Genomic DNA, 20,171 nt, shown 5'->3' with positions numbered 1-20,171 from the left:
GGCTCCCGTTTTTTATTCGCTTTTATTCGTTTTTTGGACGTAGCGGCTCAGCTCAAGTGCTGCCGGTTGACCAGGTTGATCGGCGCACCTTTGATGAAGGAGACCACGTTGGCGGTGACGATCTCCATCAGCCGCTTGCGGGCGGCCACCGAGGCCCAGGCGATGTGGGGGGTGATGATGCAGTTGGGGGCATCGAGCAGCGGATTGTCCGGCTGCATCGGCTCCGCAGCCACCACGTCCAGGCCAGCTCCGGCAATGGTGCCTTCTTTCAGCGCCGTTGCCAGATCAGCCTCGTTCACCAGTCCGCCGCGGGCCAGGTTGAGCAGGTAGGCGCTGCGCTTCATCAGCCCGAGGGTGTGCTTGTTGACCATATCGGCATTGTCCGCGGTCTGGGGGCAGTTCAGGGAAATCACGTCGGCGGTGCTGAAGAGCTCGTCCAGGGAGACGAAACTGACCGGGGTGGGACCGGGATCGGCCGGGATGCGCGGGGCATGGGCGATGATGCGCATGCCAAAGGCCGCCCCGACCCGGGCCACGGCCTGTCCGATGGTGCCGTAACCGACGATGCCCAGGGTCAGGCCGTCCAGCTCGATAATCGGCCGTTTCCAGAAGGAGTGGTCCGGATTGCGGCACCATTCCCCCTCCTTCACGGCCCGGTCGTGCAGCCCGGCGCCGGTGGTCAGTTCCAGCAGCAGGGCAAAGGCGGTCTGCACCACCGATTCGGTGGAATAGGCCGGCACGTTGGAGACCGGAATGCCGCGTGCCCCGGCGGCAGCCACATCGACATTGTTGTAGCCGGTGGCCAGCATCGAGATGTACTTGAGCTTCGGCAGGGCGGCGATCACCTCCGCCGTGAGTTTTACCTTGCTGGTCAGCAGGATGTCGGCATCGGCGGCGCGTTCGATCTTCAGTTCGGGCGGAGTGCGGTCGTATATCACCAGCTCTCCCAATTCAGCCAGGCTGTCCCAGGGATTGTCGCCGGGATTGATGGTGAAGCCGTCCAGAATCACGATTTTCATAAGGTCACTCCAGATAGGGGATGAAATGCGCGGCAGACTATAGCATGTTTGGCGGGTCGTGCAGGTGATTTTTGTGTTCAAGGAAAAAGCCGCCAGCTGTCTGATGCACACTGTCGGTGGCGTTCATGTAAAAGCCCTGCCTTCCGCACGGGAAGACAGGGCTTTTGCATTCGAGCTGATTCCGAGCCTATTTCTTTGACCTTTTCACGGCCGGCTTTGTGCCGGTCCTGGCCGGTGCGCTGACAACAGGTTTTCCCGCCGCCTGCAGCGCCTCACGCATGGTCTCGCCGATGCGTGTCGGACTGGGGGACACCACCACCCCGCACTCCTGCAGGGTGCGGATCTTGTCTGCCGCCCTGCCTTTGCCGCCGGTGATGATGGCGCCGGCATGCCCCATGCGCTTGCCCGGCGGTGCGGTTACACCGGCTATGAACGCTGCCACCGGCTTCTTCATATTTTCTTTTATCCAGTAAGCCGCTTCTTCTTCTGCCCCGCCGCCGATCTCGCCGATCATGAAGACCGCCTCGGTCTGCGGATCATCGTTGAACAGCTGCAGCGTGTCGATGAACTTCATGCCGATAATCGGGTCGCCGCCGATGCCGACGCAGGTCGACTGCCCCAACCCCAGATCCGTGAGCTGCTTGACCGCTTCGTAGGTCAGGGTGCCACTGCGGGACACCACCCCGATCCTGCCAGGGGTGTGGATGTAGCCCGGCATGATGCCCAGTTTGCATTCTCCCGGCGTGATGACGCCGGGGCAGTTGGGACCGACCAGACGGGTGCTGCTCTCCTTCTGGACCGCCCGGGCCAGCACCATGTCGCGCACCGGAATGCCTTCGGTTATGCAGACTGCCAAGTCCAGCCCCGCGGCGCAGGACTCTAGGATGGCATCGGCCGCTGCGGGGGGAGGAACGAAGATCATCGAGACATTGGCCCGGGTATAGCGCACCGCCTCCTCCACCGTATTGAAAACCGGGATGCCATCGATGTGGATGCCCCCCTTGCCGGGGGTGACGCCTGCCACGATATTGGTGCCGTAGGCCCGGCACTGCTTGGTGTGGAACAGCCCGCTGCGCCCGGTAATCCCCTGGACGATGACCCGGGAGTTTTTGTCGATCAGTATGGACATGGTGGTCTCCTTGCAGTCGACCAGGTCGAGGTTAAGGTTGAGGTTGAGAAAAAGCTTCCTAATCCCGACCTAGTCTCGACCTGTTTTTTTCAGCATTCTTACGATCTTGTCTGCGCCGTCGCCGAGGTTTTCGCCGATCTGTATATTCAGCCCGGATCCCAGCAGCAGCGCCTTGCCTTCCTCCACGTGGCTGCCGTCCATGCGCACCACGATCGGCAGGCTGCAGTGCACCTCCGAGGCGGCCTCGATGATGCCCTGGGCAATCACGTCGCAGCGCATGATGCCGCCGAAGATGTTGACGAAGATCGCCTTTACGTCGCTGTCCTCCAGGATGATCTTGAAGGCTTCGGCTACTTTCTCGCGCGTGGCTCCGCCGCCGACGTCCAGGAAGTTGGCCGGCTCGCCGCCGTACTCCTTGAGCACATCCAGGGTCGCCATGGCCAGTCCGGCGCCGTTGACCATGCAGCCGATCGAGCCGGTCAGCTTGATATAGGCCAGGTCGTACTTGCCGGCGGTAATCTCCAGCGGGTCGAGCTGGGAGTAGTCCATCATGTCGGGATATTCGCGGTGGCGGTACACCGCGTTGTCGTCAAAGGTCATCTTGGCATCCATGGCCAGAAGCCAGCCCGCTTTGGTGACCACCAACGGATTGATCTCCACCAGAAAACAGTCCTTTTCCAGACAACAGCGGTAGAGGTTGAGCAGCAAGTCTACGCAGTCCTCGCAGACAACTCCACTGAGGCCCAATTCCAGGGCAATCTTGCGGGCCTGGTGCGGCCGCAGCCCGATAAAGGGGTCGATGGCCAGCACCTGGATCTTTTCGGGGGAGCGGCGGGCCACTTCCTCGATCTCGACCCCCCCTTCGGCCGAAGCGATCAGGCAGTAGCGCGACGATTCGCGATCAAGCGTGATGGAAACATAGAATTCGCGGGCGATCTCCACCGCTTCCTCGATCAGGATCCGGCGCACCTTGAGTCCCTCAGGACCGGTCTGGATGGTGACAAGCTTCTTGCCGAACAGCTCCTTGGCCACGTCATTGGCCTGCTCGGGATGGTGGACAACCTTGACCCCCCCGGCCTTGCCCCGTCCGCCGGCATAGATCTGGGCCTTGATCACGCAATGCCCACCCATCTCCTTGGCGGCACGCTCCACCTGGTCCGCGGTCAGCGCAACCCGGCTGCGCGGGATCGGGATGCCGAAACTGTTCAGAATCTCCTTGGCCTGGTATTCATGGATATTCATCGTGTTCTCCATGTGCGACGGAATAAGAACGGCAATGTCGATCTTCATTAAACATAACAGGTTGGGAGTGAGAGTCAATGATTGTATGAATAATTTTAAATGATGTGGATTCTGGTTTCACCAGGGGAAACGTGTTTCCGAAAAAGGCGAAAAATGTTTTGCAATAATTAAAAAACATGGTAGTAATGCGGAGTATTTTTATTTTCACTAAAATTTTACTGTGTTTATCAGGAGTGGGTCGACTTTTATTCGCTTTTTTTCTATGGAACCGTGATTCCACCAGAGCTGGCATGAATCTGTGGCAGTGAAGCGGAAGTGGGGGCATGAGGGCTGCGCTTAAGTACCGGCGAGGCCGCCTTGTCGCGACGAAATGGCTCCCATACCGGAAAACGGGAACTACAGGCAGGAGAGAGAGTCAAGGCTGGAAGGATTCACGGATTCAGGAGCCGGTGCAGAGACGCTGCGGCCCTGGCCGTCTTTGCGGTTGAAATGCCATTATTTCCGGCGAGCCGGAACAAGGAGTTGCCATGAATATTCACGAGTATCAGGCGAAAGGGATATTGAGGAGTTTCGGCGTACCCGTTCCCGACGGTCATGTCATCTACAACAGCGCCAGCGCGCGTGAATGGTCCAAGCGCCTGGGAGAAGGCCCCTGGGTGGTCAAGGCCCAGATCCATGCCGGCGGCCGCGGCAAAGGTGGCGGAGTCAAACTGGCCCGCACCCCCAACGAAGTGCGCGACCTGGCCCGCGAAATGCTGGGCATGACCCTGGTCACCCACCAGACCGGACCGGAAGGCAAACTGGTCAAACGGGTCCTGGTGGAAGAAGGCTGCAACATCGCCAACGAACTCTACGTCAGCCTGCTGGTGGACCGCGCCACCTCCAAAGTCACGGTCATGGCCTCCACCGAAGGGGGCATGGACATCGAGGAAGTGGCTGCCAAAACTCCCGAGAAAATCTTCATGGAAGCGGTTGACCCCCTGGTGGGCCTGACCCCCTTCCAGTGCCGCAAAATCGCCTTCAGCCTCGGCCTGGACGGCAAACTGATCAACAAAGCGGTCAAACTGCTGGAAGGGCTCTACACCACCTTCATCGCCTGCGACTGCTCGCTTTTAGAAATCAACCCCCTGGTGGTCACCGCCGAAAACAACCTCCTGGCCCTGGACGCCAAATTCGGCTTTGACGACAACGCCCTCTTCCGCCATCCCAAAATCGCCGACCTGCGCGACTACGACGAAGAAGACCACAACGAAATCGAAGCCTCCCAATACGACCTCTCCTACATCTCGCTTACCGGCAACATCGGCTGCCTGGTCAACGGCGCAGGCCTGGCCATGGCCACCATGGACATCATCAAACACTACGGCGGCGACCCGGCCAACTTTCTGGACGTCGGCGGCGGAGCCACCATCGAACGGGTCACCGAAGCCTTCAAAATCATCCTCTCGGACGCCAACGTCAAAGGCATCCTGGTCAACATCTTCGGCGGCATCATGAAATGCGACGTCATCGCCACCGGCGTCGTCGAAGCGGCCAAACAGGTCGGCATCAAAGTCCCGCTGGTGGTCCGCCTGGAAGGCACCAACGTCGCCCTGGGCAAACAGATGCTGGCCGAAAGCGGCCTCAACATAGTCACCGCCGACGGCATGGCCGACGCGGCTCAGAAAATCGTCGCAGCCGTGAAAGGAGCCAACTGATGAGCATCCTCGTCGACAAACACACCAGAGTCATCACCCAGGGCATCACCGGCGCCACCGGTCTGTTCCACGCCCAAGGGGCTCGCGAATACGGCACGCAGATGGTAGGGGGCGTCACCCCCGGCAAAGGGGGCACCAGCATCGACGGCTTCCCGGTCTTCGACACCGTCAAAGAAGCGGTCGACAAAGCCGGCGCCACCGCCTCGGTCATCTACGTCCCGCCCCCCTACGCCGCCGACGCCATCATGGAAGCGGTCGACGCCGGCATCGAACTGGTCTGCTGCATCACGGAAGGCATCCCGGTCCTGGACATGGTCAAAGTCAAACACTACATGGCCGGCAAAGGGACCCGCCTGATCGGTCCCAACTGCCCCGGCATCATCACCCCCGGCGAATGCAAAATCGGCATCATGCCCGGCTACATCCACAAACCGGGCAAAGTGGGCGTTGTCTCTCGCTCCGGCACCCTCACCTACGAAGCTGTCTGGCAGCTCACCAGCCTGGGCATCGGCCAATCCACCTGCGTCGGCATCGGGGGTGACCCGGTCAACGGCACCAGCCACATCGACTGCCTGCGCATGTTCGAAGAAGACCCCAACACCGAAGCGGTCATCATGATCGGCGAAATCGGCGGCAACGCCGAAGAGGAAGCAGCGCGTTTCGTCAAAGAACACATGACCAAACCGGTAGCCGCCTTCATCGCCGGCCGCACTGCCCCTCCGGGCAAGCGCATGGGCCATGCCGGCGCGATCATCTCGGGCGGCAAGGGTACTGCTGCTGAAAAGGTGGCGGTCTTGGAGGAATGCGGCATCAGTGTGGCAGCCAGCCCGGCCGATATGGCACAGGCACTGCTGAAGGTGTATACGCCAAAATAAAGAAAAGCAGGCTGAGGTTAAGGTTGAGGTTGAGAAACTTCATCCTTGACCTCAGCCTTAACATTGCCTGTTTTCTCTTCTCACTCTCAAGACAACTGCCATGCACCTGTTGCGGCAGTTCCTACCAAGCGCAGAAACCTCACCTTAATCTCAATCTGATTTTTATTGTTTCTTCTGGCGGGCCAGTTCGGCCTCGGAGGGGCGGATGTAGACCGGCAGCAGTCTGTCCGGTGGAACGGTTCGTCCTGCATGGTATGTGGCCAGGGCCAGCAGGATGCCGTTGGCGGCACGGCCGGCGTGGTGGGAGGAGGGGGCGAAGATGGCCTGCGCCCCCATCCGGGAGGCGATCAGGTCGCGGTAGCGCAGGGCGCCCTCACCGAGGAAGATGACCGGTTCGGCGGTGTGGGCGCAGATCATTTCGGCCAGAGTGGCCGGAGGCATGACGCAGTCCTCGATCAGTGCCGTGGGAAGGGGGAGGGAACAGTCGTAAAGCCCGCCGTAGACCTCCTGCTTGCGGGCATCGAGCAGGGCGCAGACCGGCCGGGAGACGAGGCTCAGGTTCATGGCCAGGGCAGCCAGGGTGGAGAAGCCTGCGCACGGTTTACCGGTGGAGAGCGCCAAGCCCTGTACGGTGGCCACACCGGCGCGCACCCCGGTAAAGGAGCCGGGGCCGATGGCGCTTGCAAACAGGTCGATCTGGCCGATAGTCACTCCGGCCATCGCCAGAAGCCGCTCGATTTCCGGCACGAGCCGCGCCGACAGGCACCGCTCGGCAGGCAGCAGGGATTCGGCCAGCACCTTTTCTTCCGTTGCAAGCGCCACACTGGCCAGTGCGGTCGAGGTATCGATACTCAGGATATACATGGCATGTCTTTCGGATGCGGGAGTCGGGAAAGCGTCCTCACTGTATCCCGAAATTTTCCCCGAGGCAAGGCGCATCATCCTTCGGAGCTGCCCACCATGGGGGGACATGTCAGCCACGTCGGACATGTATGTTTAGGTTTTATACGACCTTTTTTGTCGGCTTTATTTCCTTGCCAAAAGAAACAGAGAGGTAATAATTGTAGGTGTAACGAGATATCAGACACGCATGGAGGACCATCATGGCTGCCTACGAGAAGCTGATTCAGCATATCAGCGCGGTACAAGCGGATACACGGGTCTTCGAGAATGCATTCCAGTCAGTGGCCCGCATGATCCTGGGCGCTGGCTTCGAAAAGGTAGTGGTCAACGGCCGAACAACCTACGACTTCAAGATCTTCCGCGTCGGCAGGAAGCATACCATCGGCATGTTCGACGAGATCAACAGTTTCGTCTCCTACGTGAAGGATGCCGCCGAAGGGGGCTCCAGCAAGGAGATGGCCTATGTCCTGGTGGGAGAGCCCGGCAACGGCAAGACCTTTTTCGTTGAATTTCTCTGTTCCCAGTACCGAGGCTTTCTGACAACGCCGCGCAACCGGCGCTACACTTTCCGTTATACCGGACTGAGCCAGCTCGGGCATTACGGCAAGATCGACGTGATCGATTCCCAGACCTACGAAGATCCGATGATCCTGGCTATGAACCTCTTTGAAACAAACGACGAGAATCGCCGCTTTCTGGCGGAGCAGGGCGGTTTCAGCGAAGCGCAGCTGGATACCCTCTATCAGAACTACCGGCCGCTGGGGGCCTGCAGCGGCTATATCTGGAGCGAGATCCGCGCCTTTTGCGACAACGATCCCGAGCGCATGTTCAATCACGTCGAGGTGATCCCGGTACCGATGAGCGAAAGCCTGGGCACCATCACCGGCAAGTATCCGGCCAAAGACAAGATCACCTCCTCTTCGGTGGATCTGCTGGGAGAGGAATCGATCCAGCGGCTGCTGCACATCAGCGACACCAACAACCCCTACCGCTTCGACCTGCGCCGTGGCGCCCTGGCCCGCGTGGCAGGCGGCGGCATTCATTTTTCGGACGAGATCTTCAAGAACAAGAAAGACCTGGTCCAGGTGTATCTGGGCGTGATCCAGAACCGTGCCATCGAGATCGACGGCTACAAATGGCCGATCGATTCCCTGATCATCGCCACCAGCAACAACTCCGAATTCAACCGCTTCCTGGCGGAGCGGGAGGAGGCGCCGATCGTGGACCGCTGCCGGATCTGCTATGTCTCCCATAACACCAACTACCGCCTGCAGGAAGGGCTGACCTCCTACGCCATCGGCAGCGACACCAAGACGACTCTGACCAACGAAGACCTGCACCAGGACCCCAACCTGAACTACGCCGCCTCAGTAGGGGTGGTGCTGACCCGCTTCCCGCGCTCGGAAAAGCTGACCCCGATCGAGATCATGAAGCTTTCGGCCGGCGAGATCGCCGGGGAGAAAAGCATCAAGGCCCTGGCGGAGGTGATCGATACCCTGGGACAGGAGCCCGATATCACCAAGCGTTTCGGCCAGAAGGGGCTGGGGCACCGCAGTCTGGGACGGGCGGTCCAGCTGCTGGTGGAGAATTCCGAGACCAACGAAGGGCGCTGCATGGTGGCCTACGACATTTTCAAGTCCCTGGAGCGGGTGGTGCTGGATTATGTGGTCGACACCAATGATCGGGCCAAATACCTGGAGGATCTGAAGATCGCCAAGGGGCTCTACCGCGAACGGATCATGACCGAGATGTTCAACGCCTACATGGATGAGCCCTTTGCCATCCGCAAGGATGTCATGAACTACGTCAACATGATCATCGGGATCGATGCGGAGAACCTGGGGCCGGACCGGATGTGGAAGTACAAGGACCCCCAGTCCGGCGAGCTGCGGGCGCTCAAGATCGACGAGCGCTACGTCAGGAGCGTGGAAGAGCGTATCGGCCTGAAGACCGAGGAACAGCGCGATTCGTTCCGCACCTCGATCCGCAAGATCTACGGCCAGAAAATCTCCGTGGACCCCAACTACGACTTCATGGATAACCTGGAACTGGTCAAGGCGGTCACGGATGTACGCCTGAAATCGGATATCGCCGGTGCCGGCAGCCTGATCGGGGCTCTGGCCAACCGCACCAATGAGGAAAACCAGAAGCTGTACGATCGGATGATCAACACCATGCTGAACAAGCTGGGGTATTGCCGGACCTGTGCGCAGAAGACGATTGAATACTTCTGCACCCAGGAAGACGAAACCTGATGGGAAACGCGGCTTTTTCCGCCTTGGCTGTGTAAGTCTTCGGGATGCCGTGTGCGGCGTAGCGCTTTAGGGTACTGCGCCTCCGTGGCCTCCCTCGAAAGCCTTGCCGGGACGAGAATCTGCGTTTTCTGAGTGTCCGGATTTTCTATGGAAAAAGATCTAAAAAAAAACCTGGAAGAGCTGAAGGCAGCCGGGCTGTCTCCCGAGCGGGAGGTGCGGCTGCGGGCCGAACTGGCAACGGCAGGCGTCGACCACGTGCTTCCGCCCCCCGTTGCGAAACAGGACAGCCCGTTCTCCGGCTTCGACCGCAGCGTTTATGCCTTCAACGACCTGATGGTGCTGCGCCAGGCCGACAACCCGCAGTACGGCACCGTGGGGCTGATGAAATCGCTGGATGAGCTGCTGGAGCGCGACCGCCAGCGCGAAGAGGACGGTTTCCCGCGCAAGATCCAGCTCGGCCGGCTGGTAAAGGCCAGACGGGGCGCCCAGGGGGCGGTCACCGTGGTGGTCCCCTCCACGGTGGAGGAGAAATTTTACCATGACCCCAGCGTTCAGCCGGAAGAAGATGAGGGGCGTGCTTCAGGGGGAACCGGCGATGAACAGGAAGGGGAGGTGTTCGGCGAACAACAGGCCCGGCAGGAAGGGGAAGAGCCGGGTGCCGGCCCGGGGCAGGGGGAGGGGGAGAAACACGAGATCGAATCTTCGGCCTACGAGCTGGGCAAGACCCTGACCGAACAGTTCCAGTTGCCGAACCTGAAGGAGAAGGGCAAGAAGGTCTCCTTCACCCGTTATACCTACGACTTGACCGACAGGAACCGCGGCGTGGGTCAGATCCTCGACAAGAAGGCGACCCTGCGCAGGATCATCGAAACCAACAGCGCCTTGGGCAACATTCCCGATGTGGCAGACATCGATCCGTCACGCTTCATGATTGCCCCGCGCGACAAGGTTTACCGCGTGTTTTCGCAGGAAAAGGACTACGAGCCCCAGGCCATGGTTTTCTTTCTGCGCGACTATTCCGGCTCCATGGCCGGCAAGGTGACCGATCTGGTGGTCACCCAGCATATCCTGATCTACAGCTGGCTCCTGTACCAGTACGCCGGCCAGGTGGAGTGCCGCTTCATCCTCCACGACACCGAGGCCAAGGAGGTGCCGGACTTTTACACCTACTACAATTCGCGCGTGGCAGGGGGCACCCAGGTCGCTGGCGCCTATCAGTTGGTGAATGAGATGGTGGCCAAGGGAAACCTGGCCAACGATTACAACATCTATGTTTTCCACGGCACCGATGGCGACGATTGGGATTCCCGCGGCCAACTGGCCATTCCCGAGCTGGAGAAGATGCTTGCCTATGTCAGCCGGGTGGGTGTCACCGTCGCGGAGCACGGCTTTGGCCAGCCCGGTATTACCGAGGTGGCACGCTACCTGGAGGACTCGGGGTTGCTGAAGGAACGGGCCAATCTGATCAGGATGGATGTGATGCAGGAGGATGCGGATGAGCCGAGGCTGATAGAGGGGATCAAGAGGTTGATCTCGTAGAGGAGCGGCTCTTTTCCGCCCTGGCGGCGTAAATCTTCGGGATCCCTTGTGCGGCGTAGCGCTGCTACGCCTCCGCGCAATCCCTCGACAGCCTGGCCAGGACGAAAAATAACCACTCCAGAAGAAAACCGGGATAACTCGTATGGAACTGATTAACCAGCATACCAAAGCTATCATGGAAGGCTGCAAGGAGCGGGCCCGGGCGGCTGGTCTGCGCTTCACCGACGAGAGCCTGGAGTATATCGTCACCAACCGCGACCTGCTGGAGCTGGGACCCAAGGTGATGATTCCGACCCTGTACGATTACTGGGTCCATGACGTCGAGGTGCTGCGCGAGAAGGGCAAGTACGAACTGTATCCGCATAATCCCTATGAAACGGTGATCAACACCCGGCCGCCGATCTCGTTTTACAACGACAACAACCCCGACTGGCTGAACGTGATGATTTTCTATCACGTGCTGGGGCACATCGATTTTTTTCAGAACAATCTCAATTTCCGCCACACCTGGGACTACGACTTCAACGGCGAGGCCTTGTCGGACAAGCGGGTGATCGCCAAACTGCGCGCCGAAAAGGGGCACTGGGTCGATTACGTGATCGAATTCGCCCGGGGCATCGACAACCTGGTCGATTTTCACGGCGAACTGTCGGCCCTGTTCACCCCGTCGGAAGGGGGCTGCTCACCCCGGCTCAACTACTATTTCGACCAGTTCCTGCAAGTGGTCAAGAAGCTGCCGATCAGCGAGTACATCAAGGAGGTCAACCGCTACAACGACTGTCTGAAGCGGTTCGACGCACCCCTGGCGGAGAAGACCTTTTTCGCCGACGCCGAACGGCGCTTTCCCGAGTTGGAAAGCTATTTCGTCAGGGACCAGCAGGTACGCCCCACCACCCGGCGCGACCTGCTCCGGTATCTGCTGGACCGGTCCGAATTCCTGAACCGGGACGAGAACAAGTGGATGAAGTCGATCGTGGAAATAGTCCGCAAAACCTCGATCTTCTTCCAGCCCCAGATCCGTACGAAGATTCTCAATGAAGGCTGGGCCAGCTACTGGCATGAAAAGCTGTTTCTGCAGGACGACCGCATCAAGGGGCATGAGATCGATTTTGCCCGGGTTCACGCCGGCGTCACCTCCATGCCGAGGGTGGGCATGAATCCCTATGCCCTGGGCATGCGGCTTTTCAGCTACATCGAGGAACAGGCGGACAAGGGGCGACTCTCCTATGATTTCGAGCGCGTCCTGGACCGTAAGAAGCGTGAGGATTACGACCAGAAGCGTCCCGATGGACTGGAAACCATCTTCAGGGTACGGGAAAATCTGAGCGACCACCTCTTTGTCAGCAACTTCCTGGACCAGGAGTTTCTGGACCGGCACAGTTTTTTTGTGGCCGGCAAGCGCCTGGACCGTCAGCGCATGGTCTGGCAATACTACGTCAAGTCCAGGAAGGCCCAGGATTACAGCAGGATGGTCAGGGATACGCTCTACCATCCCCCGGTCATCACCGTGGAGCCGGCCGGAGAGGGGGATGGCGAGCTCCATCTGAAGCACACCTTCGAAGGCAAGCAACTGGTGCGGGAATACATCGCCAATACCATGATGGGCATCGAGTACCTGTGGGGACGGCCGGTGCATCTGGAAACCACCGACGCCAGACTCGTGCCGCAACCCTCGGGAAGCCATGAGGAAGTCCCGCAGGAGGCGATTACCTGGGAACGGGTGATCTATTCGATGGAGGGAAAGGTGCTGACAAGAAAGAAAATTGGGCAGGCTTGAGCCTGTATCGGTGAATTATGACCAACGTGGAGCGGGCCATAGCGAATCTCAACCGCAAGATCAGCGAGCGCGAGCAGAGCCAGAGCATCTCCTTCGACGAGTTTCTGGAGGTACTGACCGAGCGGCCTGAGTCGGTTGTGCGCAATGTCTTCCAGGCTTTTCACGACATGATCCGCTCCCATGTGGGGATCGGCCGCGACGAATACCCGGAAGACCCGGAGTCGATCAACTACGTCAGCTACGATTGCCGCAGCCTGTTTGTCGACGGTACCGACCGCCCCTTCTTTGCGGACCGGTTGTTCGCCAACCGGCTGGTTAACCATGTGGAGGCCATGAAGAGCAGCGTGCGGCAGAACAAGATCTATATCTTCGAAGGTCCCCCCGGTTCCGGCAAGAGCACCTTTTTGAACAATCTGCTCATGAAATTCGAAGAGTACTCGAACAGCGAGGCGGGTACGCGCTACGAAGTGGTGTGGAGGCTGGATCGCCGGGTCCTGGCGCGGATCAATGCCACCCAGGTTTCCTCATTCGTGGACCGGCTGTCGAGTCTTCTGGACGAATACGAACTGGGGCAGGCCGACCTGGCCGAGATAAAGAACTCTCTGAGCCGCAGCGGGGATTATATCGATGTGCCTTGTCCCTCACATGACAATCCCTTGTTGCTGATTCCCAAAAAGGACCGGCATTCCTTTTTCAGCGACCTGTTCCATGACAACGAGGCGTTCAGGGAAAGGCTCTTCAGTCACAAGGAATATGACTGGGTGCTGAGCGATACCCCCTGCACCATCTGCAGTTCCCTGTTCGATGCCCTGATCAGGAACGTCTCCACTTCCCTCGACATCTATCGCATGATCCATGCGCGCCCCTACCGCTTTAATCGGCGGGTGGGGGAGGGCATCACGGTGTTCACTCCGGGTGACCGGCAGATGAAACAGGATGTGAGCGGCAACGAGCATCTCCAGCGCAAGATCGACTCGCTGCTGGGGGACAGCAATGCGGTCAGGTATCTCTATTCCAGTCTGGCGAAGACCAACAACGGCATCTATGCCCTGATGGATGTCAAGTCCCACAACGCCCAGCGTCTGCTGGAACTGCACAACATCATCAGCGAGGGGATTCACAAGGTCGAGGATGTGGAGGAGAACGTCAAGTCGCTGTTCATCGCCCTGATGAACCCGGAGGACGAAAAGAACATCGAAGGTTTCCAGTCCTTCAGCGACCGGATCGAGTTCATCAATATCCCCTACGTCATGGACCTGAACACCGAGGTGGAGATCTATCGCAACACCTTTGGCAAGCATATCGACGAGAGCTTCATTCCCCGGGTGCTGCACAACTTCGCCCGCACGATCATTTCAACCCGGATGGGTACCCATTCGGACGCCATGCTGGACTGGATCAGCGACCCGCGCAAGTACGAGCAGTACTGCGACGAGCACCTGCAGCTTCTCAAGATGGAGCTCTATACCGGGTATCTCCCCTCCTGGCTCTCGGAAGAGGATCGCAAGCGCCTGAGCGCCAAACGGCGGCGGCGGATCATCGACGAGTCCGAGTACGAAGGGGTGACCGGCTTTTCCGGCCGCGATTCGATCAGGATCTTCGGCGACTTTTATGCTGCCTATGCCCGCAAGGACAAGCTGATCTCCATGTCCAACCTCAATTCGTTCTTCACCAAGTGGCGCACCGACCTGAACGAGATGTTGCCCCCCGGCTTCCTGGATTCGCTGATCAGGAACTATGACTATGCGGTGCTGCAGGAGGTGAAGGAATCGCTGTACTACTACAATGAGGAGCAGATTAGCCGGGATCTTCTGAACTACATGTTTGCGGTCAACTTCGAGTCCGGTTCCGTGGCGGTCTGCCGTTTCACCGGCGATAAACTGGAGATTACGGACGAGTTTCTGAGCGCCATCGAGGGGCGGTTGATCGGCCCGGCCGTTGATGCGGACGCCCGGCTGGCGTTCCGTCGGGAGACCCAGAAGGAATACGCCTCGCGCACCCTGACCCAGGAGATACTGGCCGAGGGGATCGATCCCCGCCAGACCGGACTGTACCAGTCGCTGCACGAACGCTACCTTCACAGCCTGAAGGAGAAGGTGTTGGAACCGTTCCTGGACAACGTCAACTTCCGCCGGGCCATCAAGGACTACGACACGGCCGCCTTCAATTCCTACGATAAACGGATCCGCGACGACGTGTCGTTTCTGATCAGCAACCTGTGCGCCCCCAAGTACCACTACACCAAGCAGGGGGCCCGGGAAGTCTGCGTCTATGTCATCGATAACGATCTGGCGAGGAAGTTTCCTTCCCACGCATAGCAGAAGAAATGTGACCATAAAATAGAAAAGAGATAGAGACGTGCATGTCCCTATCTCTTTTTCTTTTTCCCGCGCAGGTGTTTTCCGGCACTATCCCTGGCCGGTGAAGTACCTGACGATATCGTTGTAGAATGCCAGGGCCATCAGCCCCAGCAGCAGCATCAGCCCCACCTGCTGGGCATATTCGCGCACCTTTGGATTGACCGGTCGGCGGAAGATCAACTCCCAGAAGTAGAAGAAGAGATGCCCGCCATCGAGCACCGGCACCGGCAGGAGGTTCAGCACCCCCAGGTTGATCGAGAGCAGCGCCATGAATGCCAGAAAGCTCGAGCCGCCGGCCGAGGCCTGCTCTCCGGCCATCTTGACGATCATGATCGGCCCGCCCACCGTATCCAGCGGCACGACCCGCTGGGCCATCTTGACCAGCGACATGATGGTCAGATCGATCACTTTCCAGGTCTGGTCGCTTCCCTTGGACAGCGCCTGTACCGGCCCGAACTTTTCGACGACGACCTCGCCGGCCGAGGCCACACCGATGGCGAAACCTTCGACCTTCTCACCGAACAGGTTCTGGGCGACGCGCGGCTGCGGAGTGACGGTGAAGCCAACCTCTTCGGCGCCCCGCTTGACCGTCAGGCTGATCGGCCGCCCCTTGCTGGCGGTAATTTTTTCGGCGATCTCGTCCCAGCGGGTTACCGGTTTGCCGTCTATGGCGGTGACGACATCGCCTTTCAGGATGCCTGCCATGGCTGCAGGCTTGTCCTTCAGTACCTCGCCGATGCGGGGGGTGACAGTCGGCACGCCCAGCATGCAGAGCACGATGAAGGCCAGCCAGGCGAACAGCAGGTTGAAGGTCGGCCCTGCAATCACGATGGCGATTCTGGCCAAGGGAGGCTTGTGGAAGAATGAACGTTTCTTTTCCTCTTCCGTCAATTCGCGCGGTTCCTGCTCCTTGAATTGCTCTCCAGCCTGGTCGATGGCTGCCGGAGCGTCGCTCCCTTCGATGAAGCCGGTCTCTCCGAACATCTTGACATAGCCCCCCAGCGGGAAGGCCGACAGCAGATATTCGGTTTCTCCGATCCGCTTGCCGAGCAGCTTGGGACCGAACCCGAGCGAGAACTTCTCTACTTTGACATTGAACAGTTTCGCAACCAGAAAATGCCCCAGTTCGTGCACGAAAATCAGCACACCCAAGGCAATCACGGCGTAGACGATCATCATATCAGGCTATCCGTTTCCGGCAGATCTCGCGTGCGATGGTGCGCCCCCAGAGATCTGCCTGCAGAACCTCTTCGATCGAGGTCACCCGATGAGCCTGATGCGCATTCATGGTGCCTTCGATGACCTCGGCAATCTGTGTGAATCCGATGTTTCCTTCCAGGAAATATTCCACGGCGACTTCATTGGCGGCATTCATGACCGCGGGCATGCTCTCACCCTCATTGATCGCGCGGTAGGCCAGCGACAGGCACCTGAACTTATCCATATCGGGCCTGAAAAAGGTCAGGCCGGAGAACAGGGTCAGGTCGAGCGGCTTGACGCCGGTGGCAACGCGTTCGGGATGGGAGAGGGCATAGGCGATCGGCGCCTTCATGTCAGGGGAGCCGAGCTGGGCAATGACGCAGCCGTCGATATATTCTACCATGGAATGAATGATGCTCTGGGGATGAATGTTGACGTCGATCTTCTCCACCGGCACGTCGAACAGCCAGCGCGCCTCGATGACCTCCAGCCCTTTGTTCATCATGGTGGCCGAATCGATCGAAATCTTTCTGCCCATGCTCCAGTTGGGATGGTTGAGGGCATCCTTGACCGTGACGCCGGCGAGGGTCTCTGTCGGAGCATTCAGGAAGGGGCCACCGGAGGCGGTCAGGATGATCTTGCTGATGTCCTGGCTGCGGTGCCCTTCCATGGACTGGAACACGGCGCTGTGTTCGCTGTCGACCGGATACAGCCTGACGCCGTACTCCTTGACCATGTCCATGAAAAGATGACCTGCGGTTACCAGGGTTTCCTTGTTGGCCAGGGCGATGTCCTTGCCGCAGCGGATTGCGGCTGCGGTGGGCACAAGCCCTGCGGCACCGACGATGGCCGCGACAACCATCTCGGTCTCGTCAGCCGTGGCGGCGGCAATCAGGCCTTCGATACCCCCCAGAATCTCCACCTTCAGACCGCTGCAGAGCTCCTTCAGGCGGCCGACATCGTCGGGAGATGCCACCGCTGCAATGCGCGGAGAGAATTGCCGGATCTGTTGCGCGAAGAGGTCCAGGTTTTTCCCTGCGGTCATGGCAACCACACGAAAGCGTTCAGGGTAGGCGGCCACGATTTCCAGAGTGCTGACGCCGATGGAGCCGGTTGCTCCAAGTATGGAAAGGTGTTTCATTGGTATTCCCTCGAAGTTGCTACAAAAAATCTGCTAGAAAGGCATAGTGACAGGGAGAAAAAATGTTACAAGCCATGTACCGGATACCCAGGCTTTTGGATGGAACGTGGCGGAACCCCTTCTCTCACTGTCTCCGTGGGCATGTCAAAATCTGCCGAACAGGTACACCGCATAATAATACGTGGCCGGGGCCGCGAAGATGATGCTGTCGAGACGGTCCAGCACGCCGCCGTGCCCCGGGATGATGCAGCCGGAATCCTTGACCCCGAAGCTGCGTTTCAGCAGGGACTCGAACAGATCCCCGGTCTGGCCGAGAATGCCGATCAGAACCGCAGTCAGCAGGGCGTCGGTCAGGGTCAGCTGCGGGAAAAAGGAGAACTTCGCCACCAGCGTGCCGCCTATGCTGCCGGCTAGTCCTCCCAGCGACCCTTCGATGCTCTTCTTCGGGCTGACTTTCTCGTAGAGCCGGCGTTTTCCAAAGGCACTGCCGGTGTAGTAAGCGGCCGAATCGTTGGTCATCACGATCAGCATGATCAGGAGCAGCCACTGGATGCCGAAGGCTGTCTGCCTCAGCAGGACCAGGTGCACCAGAAGAAGGGGGATGTAGATGAATGCCAGGCTAGCATGGGCAATTTCCGTGGCAGCGACGCTGATGTCCCTGATGCGGAACAGGAACAGCAGCGCGAAAACCAGGAACAAGGCGGTGAGGGCGCCCAACAGGAGGCGATTGTCGCCGAGAAGGGGAAGGAAGATGATCAGCCCACTGCAGGAGGCAGCCAGCCACGATTCCGCATTCCTGGCAGGCAGGGCCATGCGATAGAACTCGTGGGTGCCGATGAAGGTGAAAACTCCCAACAGCATGGCAAAAAGCAGCGGGCCGCCTTTAACGATGGTCAGGATGACGACAGGCAGGAGGATGATCGCAGAGATTACCCGTTTAATGATGAGATCCCCTGGTTAGCTGATCGCTGGTTTTTCCGAATCGTCGCTCGCGCGACTGGAAATCGGCCAGCGCCTTGTGCAGTTCGTTGATGGTGAAGTCGGGCCAGTTGGTTTCGGTAAAATACAGCTCGGTGTAGGCCAATTGCCAGAGCAGGAAATTGCTGATGCGCATTTCACCGCTGGTCCGGATCAGGAAGTCGGGATCAGGCAATCCCCCGGTATCCAGATAGGTGCCGAAGGTATCGACGGTTATCTGCTCCGGGGTAAGCGTGCCTGCCATCACGTCGCGTGCCAGCCGGGCGGCAGCCATACTCAACTCCTGGCGTCCGCCATAGGAGAGCGCCAGGGTCAGGAGCATGCCGGTATTGCCGGCAGTCTGCGCAATCGCATCGTCAAGCGTCTGGTTGACGTCATCGGGCAGGTCGCTGCGGTTGCCGATGACGTTGTAGCGGATGTTCTTGCGCATCATCCGCGCCGTTTCCTGGCGGATGTATTTCTTGAGCAGCGACATCAGCGCCCTCACCTCGATAGCCGGCCGGGACCAGTTTTCGGACGAGAAGGCGAACAGGGTCAGATACTTGATGCCCAGCTGCCAGGCCTGTTCGACGACCATGTTGACAGTCTCGGCTCCTCGCTGATGACCGATGACGCGTTTAAGCATTCGCTGTTGAGCCCAGCGTCCGTTACCGTCCATAATGATTGCCAGATGGACCGGTAATTTGTCCGGGTCGAGTTTTTTCATCAGACTTCCATTACCTCTTTTTCCTTGTGGGCCACCGCTTCGTCGATCTTGGTCTCGAAGCTTTTGGTGGTATCCTGGACCTCTTTTTCCAGTCTTTTCAGATCGTCCTCGGTAATCGCCTTTTCTTTTTCAAGCTTTTTGAGGCGGTCGATGGCGTCGCGGCGGATGTTGCGCAGGGCAACCTTGTCCTCCTCGGCCTTCTTTTTCAGGTCCTTGACGATCTCCTTGCGCCGTTCTTCGGTCAGCGGCGGCAGGTTCAGACGAATCGTACGCCCGTCGCTGGAAGGGGTCAGGCCGATATTGGCGTTGAGAATGGCCTTCTCGATCAGGGGAACCATCTTGGCTTCCCAGGGAGCGATGGTGATGGTACGCGGCTCCGGAACCGCCAGGGTGGCCACCTGGCTCAAGGAGGAGGGGTTGCCGTAGTAATCGACCTTGACGGCATCCAGGATGGAGGTTGAGGCACGTCCCGTGCGGATTTTCTGGAATTCGTTCTTCAGGACAGCCACGGATTTCTCCATGTGCAATTTCATGTCATCGAGTACGGTTCTTGGCATGGCCTCTATTCTCCTTGAACTATGGTTCCGATTGTTTCACCGCTGATAACCTTCTTGATGTTGCCCTCGGTGGTCAGATCGAAAATGATGATCGGCAGCTTGTTATCCATGCAGAGCGAGGTGGCGGTAGCATCCATTACCTGCAGCCCCTTGTTGAGCACGTCGATATAGGTCAGCTCGGAGTATCTGACCGCGGTAGGGTCCTTCTTGGGGTCGGACGAGTAGACCCCGTCCACCTTGGTTCCCTTGAGGATCACCTGGGCGTTGATCTCCATTGCCCGCAGACTGGCGGCCGTATCGGTGGTGAAATAGGGATTGCCGGTGCCGGCCCCGAAAATCACGACCCGCCCCTTTTCCAGGTGGCGCATTGCGCGACGGCGGATGTACGGCTCAGCCACTTCTTGCATGGCAATGGCCGATTGAACGCGGGTGGCGACCCCGACCTTCTCCAGGGCGTCCTGCATGGCCAGGGAGTTGATCATGGTGGCCAGCATGCCCATGTAGTCGGCACTGGCCCGGTCCATGCCCTTGGAAGAGGCAGCCAGCCCCCGGAAAATGTTACCCCCCCCGATTACCAGGGCCAGTTGCACTCCCTGGTTGACCACATCCCGGATTTCGCTGGCGATGGCGTTGATGGTGTGCGGATCGATCCCGTAGCCCTGTTCACCGGCCAGCGACTCGCCGGACAGCTTCAGTAAAACTCTTGTAAATGATGGCCTGCTCATGAATTCGCCTCTCCGAATAGGCCACTGAGGCCCTGCATTCAGCGCCCTGCGCGGAAACAGGATGTCCC

Annotated in this window: 16 protein-coding genes; 6 read left to right on the top strand and 10 right to left on the bottom strand. The window is 59.0% G+C overall.

Features of this window, described 5'->3' with window-relative positions; genetic code table 11:
• Positions 1–47 precede the first annotated feature (47 nt).
• The 3 genes from GSVR_RS14965 to sucC (GSVR_RS14955) all read right to left on the bottom strand — a co-directional run bounded on the left by GSVR_RS14965 (position 48) and on the right by sucC (GSVR_RS14955) (position 3,390).
• Positions 48–1,019, bottom strand: a complete 972-nt coding sequence (locus GSVR_RS14965) for a D-2-hydroxyacid dehydrogenase (protein WP_173200935.1) — start codon at positions 1,017–1,019, stop codon at positions 48–50.
• A gap of 187 nt (positions 1,020–1,206) precedes the next feature.
• Positions 1,207–2,148: a succinate--CoA ligase subunit alpha gene (sucD, locus tag GSVR_RS14960; RefSeq protein ID WP_173200937.1), complete on the bottom strand. Its 942-nt coding sequence runs from the start codon at positions 2,146–2,148 to the stop codon at positions 1,207–1,209.
• A gap of 69 nt (positions 2,149–2,217) precedes the next feature.
• Entirely contained in the window at positions 2,218–3,390 is a 1,173-nt protein-coding gene (sucC, locus tag GSVR_RS14955) for an ADP-forming succinate--CoA ligase subunit beta (protein WP_173200939.1), read from the bottom strand.
• A gap of 527 nt (positions 3,391–3,917) precedes the next feature.
• Here sucC (GSVR_RS14955) and sucC (GSVR_RS14950) point away from each other — a divergent pair.
• Both sucC (GSVR_RS14950) and sucD (GSVR_RS14945) read left to right on the top strand, forming a co-directional pair.
• Entirely contained in the window at positions 3,918–5,087 is a 1,170-nt protein-coding gene (gene sucC / locus GSVR_RS14950) for an ADP-forming succinate--CoA ligase subunit beta (RefSeq protein ID WP_203978687.1), read from the top strand.
• Positions 5,087–5,962, top strand: a complete 876-nt coding sequence (gene sucD / locus GSVR_RS14945) for a succinate--CoA ligase subunit alpha (RefSeq protein ID WP_203978685.1) — start codon at positions 5,087–5,089, stop codon at positions 5,960–5,962. The genes sucC (GSVR_RS14950) and sucD (GSVR_RS14945) overlap by 1 nt, the downstream gene beginning before the upstream one ends.
• 162 nt (positions 5,963–6,124) lie before the next feature.
• On the opposite strand, the gene tsaB is transcribed toward sucD (GSVR_RS14945), so the two are convergent.
• Positions 6,125–6,826, bottom strand: a complete 702-nt coding sequence (gene tsaB / locus GSVR_RS14940; RefSeq protein ID WP_173202358.1) for a tRNA (adenosine(37)-N6)-threonylcarbamoyltransferase complex dimerization subunit type 1 TsaB — start codon at positions 6,824–6,826, stop codon at positions 6,125–6,127.
• Positions 6,827–7,065: 239 nt separating this feature from the next.
• Here tsaB and GSVR_RS14935 point away from each other — a divergent pair, with 239 nt between their 5' ends.
• From GSVR_RS14935 to GSVR_RS14920, 4 genes are all read left to right on the top strand, one after another.
• Positions 7,066–9,120 carry a serine protein kinase PrkA gene (locus GSVR_RS14935; RefSeq protein ID WP_173202357.1) on the top strand — a complete coding sequence of 685 codons (2,055 nt, stop codon included), beginning with the start codon at positions 7,066–7,068 and terminating at the stop codon, positions 9,118–9,120.
• A gap of 147 nt (positions 9,121–9,267) precedes the next feature.
• A complete protein-coding gene (locus GSVR_RS14930) occupies positions 9,268–10,659 on the top strand; it encodes a DUF444 family protein (RefSeq protein ID WP_173202356.1) in 1,392 nt (463 codons plus the stop codon).
• A gap of 142 nt (positions 10,660–10,801) precedes the next feature.
• Positions 10,802–12,436, top strand: a complete 1,635-nt coding sequence (locus tag GSVR_RS14925) for a SpoVR family protein (protein ID WP_173202355.1) — start codon at positions 10,802–10,804, stop codon at positions 12,434–12,436.
• A 17-nt stretch (positions 12,437–12,453) separates the two neighbouring features.
• Positions 12,454–14,754, top strand: coding sequence for a serine protein kinase PrkA (locus tag GSVR_RS14920; protein ID WP_173202354.1), 2,301 nt, complete (start codon positions 12,454–12,456; stop codon positions 14,752–14,754).
• Positions 14,755–14,844: 90 nt separating this feature from the next.
• Here GSVR_RS14920 and rseP read toward each other — a convergent pair whose 3' ends face one another.
• From rseP to pyrH, 6 genes are all read right to left on the bottom strand, one after another.
• Entirely contained in the window at positions 14,845–15,975 is a 1,131-nt protein-coding gene (gene rseP, locus GSVR_RS14915) for an RIP metalloprotease RseP (RefSeq protein WP_173202353.1), read from the bottom strand.
• Between the two features lies 1 nt (position 15,976).
• Positions 15,977–17,137: a 1-deoxy-D-xylulose-5-phosphate reductoisomerase gene (locus GSVR_RS14910; RefSeq protein WP_173202352.1), complete on the bottom strand. Its 1,161-nt coding sequence runs from the start codon at positions 17,135–17,137 to the stop codon at positions 15,977–15,979.
• A 144-nt stretch (positions 17,138–17,281) separates the two neighbouring features.
• Positions 17,282–18,067, bottom strand: a complete 786-nt coding sequence (locus tag GSVR_RS14905; RefSeq protein ID WP_308936478.1) for a phosphatidate cytidylyltransferase — start codon at positions 18,065–18,067, stop codon at positions 17,282–17,284.
• Positions 18,068–18,074: 7 nt separating this feature from the next.
• Positions 18,075–18,821, bottom strand: coding sequence for an isoprenyl transferase (locus GSVR_RS14900; protein WP_173202351.1), 747 nt, complete (start codon positions 18,819–18,821; stop codon positions 18,075–18,077).
• Positions 18,821–19,354, bottom strand: coding sequence for a ribosome recycling factor (gene frr, locus GSVR_RS14895; RefSeq protein WP_370552084.1), 534 nt, complete (start codon positions 19,352–19,354; stop codon positions 18,821–18,823). Before frr ends, GSVR_RS14900 begins: the two co-directional genes overlap by 1 nt.
• 29 nt (positions 19,355–19,383) lie before the next feature.
• A complete protein-coding gene (gene pyrH / locus GSVR_RS14890) occupies positions 19,384–20,103 on the bottom strand; it encodes a UMP kinase (protein ID WP_173202349.1) in 720 nt (239 codons plus the stop codon).
• Between the last annotated feature and the right edge of the window lie 68 nt (positions 20,104–20,171).

This window comes from Geobacter sp. SVR (assembly GCF_016865365.1).
In the GTDB taxonomy this organism is placed as follows: domain Bacteria; phylum Desulfobacterota; class Desulfuromonadia; order Geobacterales; family Pseudopelobacteraceae; genus Pelotalea.
This window is presented reverse-complemented; position numbering and strand designations above follow the sequence as displayed.